At 65.4% G+C, this 7,236-nt stretch carries 8 protein-coding genes; 3 read left to right on the forward strand and 5 right to left on the reverse strand.

Annotated features, from left to right (window positions below; all coding sequences use genetic code 11):
- The 5 genes from ACEW8N_RS14680 to ACEW8N_RS14700 form a co-directional block, all read right to left on the reverse strand.
- On the reverse strand, positions 1-719 hold a 719-nt coding region (locus ACEW8N_RS14680), incomplete at its 3' end, for a 4Fe-4S binding protein (protein WP_373500586.1).
- Positions 716-1,333: a 2-oxoacid:acceptor oxidoreductase family protein gene (locus ACEW8N_RS14685; RefSeq protein ID WP_373500587.1), complete on the reverse strand. Its 618-nt coding sequence runs from the start codon at positions 1,331-1,333 to the stop codon at positions 716-718. The genes ACEW8N_RS14680 and ACEW8N_RS14685, both read right to left, overlap by 4 nt.
- A gap of 5 nt (positions 1,334-1,338) precedes the next feature.
- Positions 1,339-2,184 (reverse strand): 2-oxoacid:ferredoxin oxidoreductase subunit beta, encoded by an 846-nt coding sequence (locus ACEW8N_RS14690; protein ID WP_373500588.1) that lies wholly within the window; start codon positions 2,182-2,184, stop codon positions 1,339-1,341.
- Positions 2,181-3,332, reverse strand: a complete 1,152-nt coding sequence (locus ACEW8N_RS14695) for a 2-oxoacid:acceptor oxidoreductase subunit alpha (protein ID WP_373500589.1) — start codon at positions 3,330-3,332, stop codon at positions 2,181-2,183. The genes ACEW8N_RS14690 and ACEW8N_RS14695 overlap by 4 nt, the downstream gene beginning before the upstream one ends.
- Before the next feature lie 60 nt (positions 3,333-3,392).
- Positions 3,393-3,683, reverse strand: coding sequence for a ferredoxin family protein (locus ACEW8N_RS14700; protein ID WP_373500590.1), 291 nt, complete (start codon positions 3,681-3,683; stop codon positions 3,393-3,395).
- 573 nt (positions 3,684-4,256) lie between these two features.
- Here ACEW8N_RS14700 and ACEW8N_RS14705 point away from each other — a divergent pair.
- The 3 genes from ACEW8N_RS14705 to ACEW8N_RS14715 all read left to right on the forward strand — a co-directional run.
- Entirely contained in the window at positions 4,257-5,321 is a 1,065-nt protein-coding gene (locus tag ACEW8N_RS14705) for a hypothetical protein (protein WP_373500591.1), read from the forward strand.
- A gap of 33 nt (positions 5,322-5,354) precedes the next feature.
- On the forward strand, positions 5,355-6,377 hold the full coding sequence (locus ACEW8N_RS14710) for a pre-peptidase C-terminal domain-containing protein (RefSeq protein ID WP_373500592.1): 1,023 nt from the start codon (positions 5,355-5,357) through the stop codon (positions 6,375-6,377).
- Positions 6,378-6,395: 18 nt separating this feature from the next.
- Positions 6,396-7,236 (forward strand): hypothetical protein (locus ACEW8N_RS14715; protein ID WP_373500593.1); only part of this gene is annotated, 841 nt, incomplete at its 3' end.

Here is a 7,236-nt window from a genome sequence, read left to right on the forward strand (position 1 = left end):
GCCGTTCGGACGGGGGGGATCTCGTCGGGGTGGCCTGCGCCGTAGTCGGCGAGAAAGCGCTTGATGGCCCGGATGGCGACCGGGTCGTCCAGGGTCCCCCGGCGGCAGTCGTCTTCGCAGGGGTGGCTGCAGACGCGGCCGCAGATGCCGGGAAGGATGTTCCGCTCCCGGATGAGGGCGAGGGCCTCGGCGTATCTTCCCGCCCTGGCCAAGGCCACATAGCCCTGGGCGTTGACGCCCAGGGGACAGTTTTCGCGGCAGAGCGGCGGGCGCCGCTTGTCGATCACCGGCCGGCCGGGGAGGCTCAGGCGGCCCTCGAAGGCCACCGCCTTGCCGCCGGTGTCGGTGGATACCGGGCAGACCTCCGCGCACCGCCCGCAGAGGATGCAGGCCTCCGGGTCGGAGAAGGTCTGGTGACGGGTCAGGCCGACCCGGAACCCCTGGGGGGTGTGCCGGATGCCGGTGACCGAGGCGGGCAGGATGCACTGGATGCCGGGGTTCCGGAAAATCCGGATGAGGCCCGGACGGTGGGCGTGGTTGAGGGGGACCCCGGAATCGAGCCGCCAGGCCTCGCTGGAGAGCTTCCGGTCGAGGTTCGCCTCCCGGTCGACGAGGGTCACGGGGATGCCCAGCTCCCCCAGCTTGTTGGCGGCCGCGATGCCCGCGGGGTTTGCGCCGATGACGACGACTTTGTGCAGACGGTCCTTGGGGCGCTTCATGAGGCGGCTCCTGTCCTTCCGGGGGCGCCGGACTTTTTCTTCTCCCGCCCTTTCAGGGTGGAGAGGCCGTAATCGAACCCCTTGGCGAACGCCCCCAGGTTCAGCGTTTCCGTTCCCTTGGGAACCGACGCGGTGACGGCGGATTTCATGGCCTCGGCCGACACCACCCCGGTGACGGCCGTGGCGAAGCCCATCATGATGATGTTGGCCATCATCTTGCGGCCCAGCTCCTCGGCCATGCGGGTGGATGGAATGGCGAAGGCGTCCCCCCCGGCCGGGGGGGCGCCGTCGAAGGTGACGAGGTCCTTGTCCGTGAGGAGAGTGCCGCCGGGCCGAACCGCCTGCCGGTATTTTTCAAAGGCCGACTGGGACATGCAGATGAGGATGTCCGGGGCCTTGATGTAAGGGTACTGGATGACCGCATCGGAGATGACGATCTGGGCACAGCAGGCCCCGCCCCGGGACTCGGGGCCGTAGGACTGGACCAGGGTGCTCTCCCGGTGATCCCCCAATGCCGCGGCCATGCCCAGGATCCGTCCGGCCAGGACGATGCCCTGCCCGCCGAATCCGGTGACGATGACCTCCTGCCGGTTGATTTCATGCGCTTTTTTCATGGTGCTCACCCTTCCTCCGGCCAGTACATCTTTTTGTAGACCTCATCGTGGGTGGGTTTGTCGATGTCCAGGAATTTGCCCAGGATCGGCCCCCGGGTGTCGCTCATGTCGAGTTCGGCCGGGTGGGCGCCGTTCTTGATGATGGCCTTCTCCTGGTAGAATTTCAGGGTGTCGAGGGGCTTTTCGCGGTTCCTGCGGCCGTAGTTGACGGGGCAGGGCGAGAGGGCCTCGATGAAGGAGAAGCCCCGCCGCCGGATCGCCGCCTCGATGGCGTCGGCCAGGTCCCGGGCATGGAGCATGGTCCATCGGGCGATGTAGGTGGCGCCCGCCGCATAGGCCAGGAGCGGCAGGTTGAAGGGGGTTTCGGGGTTTCCGACCACGGTGGTGGAGGAGCGGGCCATGTGGGGCGTCGTGGCGGCGACCTGGCCGCCGGTCATGCCGTAGGTCAGGTTGTTCACGCAGACCACGGTGATGTCCATGTTCCTTCGCGCCGCGTGAATGAAGTGATTCCCGCCGATGGCGAAGAGATCGCCGTCGCCGGAGAAGACGATGACGTTCAGCCCGGGGTTGGCCATCTTGATGCCGGTGGCGAAGGGGATGGCCCGGCCGTGGGTGGTGTGGAAGGAGTCGATGTTGATGTATCCCGCCCCGCGGCCCGAGCAGCCGATGCCCGAGACCATGGCGAACTGTTCATGGGGAATCCCGCTCTGCCGGATGGCCGTGAGGCAGGCGGTGAAGACCGATCCGATGCCGCAGCCGGGGCACCAGATGTGGGGGATCCGGTCCATCCGGACCAGGTCCTCCAGGGGATGGGCCTCGCGGGCGGCGCCGTCGTTCGGGTGCTGGGTCATCGCTTGAACCCCTTTTCCATAACGTCGATGACATCCTCGGGGGGAATGATCGTGCCGCCGGGATGGCCCACGCTGAATGTCGGCACGACTCCGGCAGCACACCGCTCGACCTCCCGGCTGATCTGCCCCATGTTGATCTCGACGGTGATGATGCCCTTGACCTTCCGGGCCAGCTCGCGGATCTGCCTCTCCGGAAAGGGCCATACGGTGATGAGCCGCAGCATGCCGGCCCGGATGCCCATCCTGCGGGCCTCCTCCACGGCGGTGTAGCTGGTGCGGGCCGAAACCCCGTAGGAGACGATGGCGATCTCGGCGTCCTCCAGGCGGTAGGATTCCGTCAGGACGATGTCCTCCATATTGTTGCGGATCTTGCCGATGATCCGGTCGATCATCTCCTTCTGGGTCTCGACGGTCATGACCGGATACCCCTTCTCATCATGGGTCAGCCCCGTGACGTGGACCTTGTACCCGTCGCCGATGGCGGGCATGGGGGCGACCCCGTTTTTCCCCGGCTTGTAGAGGCGGAACCGGTCCTTCCGCCCGGTGGGCCGGGGCCGGGAGACCGTCTTGATCTTCCCCGCGTCGGGGATGATCACCTTCTCGCTCATGTGCCCGACGATCTCGTCGGACATGATGAAGACGGGCGTCCGGTAGGTTTCGCTCAGGTTGAAGGCGGTGATGGCCAGGTCGAACATCTCCTGGGGGGAGGCGGGGGCGATGGCGATGATCTCGTAGTCGCCGTGGGAGCCCCAGCGGGCCTGCATCATGTCGGACTGGGCGCCCTGGGTGGGCAGGCCCGTGGACGGGCCGGCCCGCTGGACATTGACCACCACGCACGGCGTCTCGGTGACCACGGCAAGCCCGATGGTTTCCATCATCAGGCTGAAGCCGGGGCCGGAGGTGGCGGTCATGGATTTGGCGCCGGTCCACGCCCCGCCGAGGATCGAGGTCATGGCCGCGATCTCGTCCTCCATCTGGATGAAGGTGCCGCCCACCTCGGGCAGCCGGACGGAGATGTGCTCCGCGACCTCGGTTGCCGGGGTGATGGGATACCCCCCGAAAAAAGTGCACCCCGCCGCGATGGCGCCCTCGGCGCAGGCGGTGTCTCCGTTGATAAAATGTTCTCCGGTGAGAACTCTCGCTTTCATAGACGGCCTCATGGATGGTGTCTTCGGGTATGCATGCCGACAGGGGGCTTCATCCCCCGGTCAGTCGGCTGCTCCGGCGGCCGGCCCCGGATGGGCCGGGGCGGCTTCGACCGAAAAGATGGCGAATTCCGGGCAGAGCAATTCGCAGTAGTGGCAGTTCAGGCAATCGTCATTCTTCACCCGGGGAGGGTGGTAGCCCTTGGCATTGAATGACCGGGAGAATTCGAGGACCTCCCGCGGACAGAATTCGATGCAGTATCCGCAGCCCTTGCACCGCTCTTCCAGGATGTGAACGATGCCCCGGGTGATGTCCACCGCATCCGCGTCTAAGGGAACCCGCCAGTATTTCATAAGCCTCTTCCTGTAAATAAACTATCGGGGTCGCGCAAGTCGATCTGTTGGAAGCTGTTTTTAATCTGTTTGTGGTGAAGTTTCAATGGAAATGTCTTGAATGCAGAATTTTTTTCGGGCAGTCCCCGGATTCTCGCGGGGGTGTCTCCAAGATGCCTGTGAAAATGACTTTTTGGCACGATACCCACGGTGCACGAGGGACGGATATCGAACGTGTTCGGAAATGGTCATGTATTGACAAACAAAATCATGATCCTTATTTGTTTTTGGCATAAGGGAAGCACGGCGATTCACCAAACATCGACCTGGCCCGCATCACTCCCCCGGCACGAATGCTGCTCCGGAACGAATCGCTTCCAACCTCGCCCTGAGTGCTTCCATCGTCGTATCGCGAATTTCTAAACATACCGTAACCAACCCGACAGATTTCAACCCGAACAACAAGAACCAGATCCGCCAGATCCGTGAGTTTCATGCGCCCGCCCGGAATGTTCCGGGGGTGCCCGATCAGAAACCGTGGGGGATCTCTTCTTTTGGAACCCGACAACAGCCTTGCAGGAGCGAGTCGCCGCGATGCAGCGCGAAGCCGCCGCGGGAAAAGAGGGGGGTGCCGTGATGGAGATTGATTTCGATACGCACGCCATCCGGATCGGGCCGCATTTTGGTGTGTCCTTTCAGCGCACCCTGCGGCTTCCCGACGATGGCCGCACCTATCCGCTGCCCCCCGGACTGGGGGCTTTTCCGATCTATGACGCATCGCTCTTTCCAGGCATCTTTTCGGAGTCCACGGGGGCCGGGCTGGCGGCAGCCCCGCCGGCGCGGAAGACCTTCTTCATTCCCATGTACCAGCGGGAGGCGCTCTGGATAGGCTTCCGGGGGGCCGCCTGGCACCCCAGCGCGGTCGTCGTTTCCGCGGGGGGCGTCAATGTCCTCACGGGGGAGATTGCCGGTGCGGCCTCCGGCTCCGGCGGGAAGATCCTGGACGACGGCCCCCAGAACTACATCGTCGCGCCCCTGCAGCCGTGGCTGGACGGGTTCAACACCGGCGACGGCACCATCCGGCAGTTTGTGGCCATGCCCCTGGGGCTGGGCTATACCCTGGAGGCCTCCCTCACCGGCCGGGAACGGCGCGGCGGCATCCACATCACCGTATTCGAGGCCCGGCCCGGGAGGTTTCCCGATACCCCGCCGCCGGAGATGCCGCACGAAAAACGGCCCATGGCGGGCCTGGGCGGTTTGGGATCGCCCCGGATGGGGCTGGGAGCCGGGGGCGTCATGCGGCAGCGGATCCATCCGGATCCCCACGGCCTCGATGCGTGGGACCCCGGGACCTGCGGGGAGATCGTCATCCATATCCTCAACAGCGCGCGGTTCCGCGAAATCGCGGGCTTCGACCCGCCGCCCACGCCCATCGATGCCGCGGCCTACACCCGCCACGGGCTCCCCTGGTTCGATCTGTACGACGAAGAGAAGGGGGACCTTCCCGGGTCGGCGACCCTGGCCGGGGCCGGAACCGTCCGGGCACGCGACGCGGCGCTCGGGATCGAAAATGCTTCGGCCCCGGTCGAGATTTCCGGGGATCAAGTGAAGAGGCTGGGCCGGGGCGACGCCGCCCTGACCGAAAAAAAAGAATCGTAACACTGCCATCATCCTCACCAAAGGAGGCCTGCCATGTCCGATATCAAGAAAATCTGCTTTGACAGAATTCTCGCCAAGGACCTTCACCGGGCGATACTCTTCCGCAGCATCGGGGACACCACGCGCACCCGCGCCGTCTCCCCCATCGGGAAATTGTGGCCCAACGGATCGACCCTGCGCGTCTCGTTTCTGGGCGGCACCGCCGGCCAGCAGAACGTCGTCAAGCAATTCGCGCCCCAGTGGACCCAGTTCGCCAACCTCAACTTCGACTTCGGGAACGCCCCCGACGCCGACATCCGGATCGCCTTCGCCAACGACGGCGCGTGGAGCTACGTGGGCACGGATGCCGCGGGCATCCACGTGAGTCAGCCGACCATGAACTTCGGGTGGCTGGACGAGGCCGTGGTGCTGCACGAATTCGGCCACGCCATCGCGCTGGCCCACGAGCACCAGAACCCCGACAAGGGCATCCAGTGGAACGAGGAGGCCGTCATCCGCGATCTGTCGGGGCCGCCCAACAACTGGGATGTCGCCACCATCCGCCACAATGTCCTCAACAAATACGCCCACGACCAGATCAACGGCACCGAGTTCGACCCCGATTCCATCATGCTCTATTCCTTCCCCAAGGAATGGACCCTGGACGGTTTCCAGGCCAAGGAGAACACGAAACTCTCGGCCGTTGAAAAGGCCTTTATCGCCGGCGGGAAGATGTATCCGGGAAAGGGCGTCCAGCCCGGTGTGGTCGAGCTGGGCGTTCTGGAGCACAAGGGGACGAAGGCCTCCATCGGGCAGGCGGGCGAGGAGGATCTCTACACCTTCACGGTCAAGTCCCCCGGCCGTCATTTCATGGAAACCGAGGGGGAGACCGACCTGGTCATGAAGCTCTACGGACCGGAGAGCCGGACCCTCCTCATCGCGGAAGACGATGATTCCGGGACGGGCTACAACCCGAAGATCAGCGCAGACCTCGCCGCCGGGAAATACTATCTCCAGGTCCGCCATTACAACCGCACCGGCGGCACGGGCGACTACGAGATCAAGGTGTACAAATAACGCCATGGAGCGACGGACATGAACCAGGACACCCCTCCCCATATTGACGTCAGGGGCCTCGCGGCCGCCCTGAAGCGCCTGGACCGGCTGCTGGCCGCGGCCGTGGACAAGGTCCATGCGGCCCTGGGGCCGGACGGCCGGCCGGACGCCTACCGGGGGCTCTATATCTCCCGGGAGGACATCGCCCGGATCCTGGCGACCGAACCGGGGCATCCCGGGGTTTTCCCGTCAGCCGGCAGCACGGCTCGGGAAGGGGGGGCGGGTCTGTTCAACGTCGCAGCGGAGATTCCCGGCCTGAGCCGGATCGCCGACCTGTTCGGGCTCCAGCCCATGGAAACCGACCTCCTCATGATCGCCCTCGCGCCCGAGCTGGACCTTCGCTACGAGCAGCTTTACGCGTATCTCCAGGACGACGTGACCCGCAGGCGGCCCAGCGCCGACCTGGCCCTGGGGCTCCTCTGCCCGGACCTCGAGGCCAAGCTCGCGGCCCGACGGCATCTCTCCCCCGATGCGCCCCTGATCCGGAACCGGCTGGTGTCGCTTACGACCGACCCGCCCCAGCCCCTGCCGCCGTTCCTGAAACGGAGCCTCGCGGCGGACGAGCGGATCGTCGATTTCATCCTGGCCGGCACCGCCCTCGACGCCGACCTGCGCTCCTGGGTCCGGGTCTATCCGGCAGATGAGTCGCCCGCAGCTTCGTTTTTCGGCGGAGGCCCTGACGATCAGCTCCGGCGGCTTGTCCGGGATGCCGCGGCGGATCCCTCGGGGGTCCTCCTCTACCTCACGGGAACCTGCGGCCTGGGGCGAAAGGAAGCCGCGGCCGACCTCTCCCGGCGCCGGGGCATGGGCCTGCTGCTGG

This window comes from Desulfococcus sp. (assembly GCF_041737845.1).
In the GTDB taxonomy this organism is placed as follows: Bacteria; Desulfobacterota; Desulfobacteria; order Desulfobacterales; family Desulfococcaceae; genus Desulfococcus.

Bases quoted from the DNA above. Each gene is read 5' to 3' on its own strand.
- ACEW8N_RS14700 (WP_373500590.1), bottom strand. From the start codon at position 3,683: ATGAAATACTGGCGGGTTCCCTTAGACGCGGATGCGGTGGACATCACC.
- ACEW8N_RS14695 (WP_373500589.1), bottom strand. From the start codon at position 3,332: ATGAAAGCGAGAGTTCTCACCGGAGAACATTTTATCAACGGAGACACC.
- ACEW8N_RS14690 (WP_373500588.1), bottom strand. From the start codon at position 2,184: ATGACCCAGCACCCGAACGACGGCGCCGCCCGCGAGGCCCATCCCCTG.
- ACEW8N_RS14710 (WP_373500592.1), top strand. From the start codon at position 5,355: ATGTCCGATATCAAGAAAATCTGCTTTGACAGAATTCTCGCCAAGGAC.
- ACEW8N_RS14705 (WP_373500591.1), top strand. From the start codon at position 4,257: ATGCAGCGCGAAGCCGCCGCGGGAAAAGAGGGGGGTGCCGTGATGGAG.
- ACEW8N_RS14685 (WP_373500587.1), bottom strand. From the start codon at position 1,333: ATGAAAAAAGCGCATGAAATCAACCGGCAGGAGGTCATCGTCACCGGA.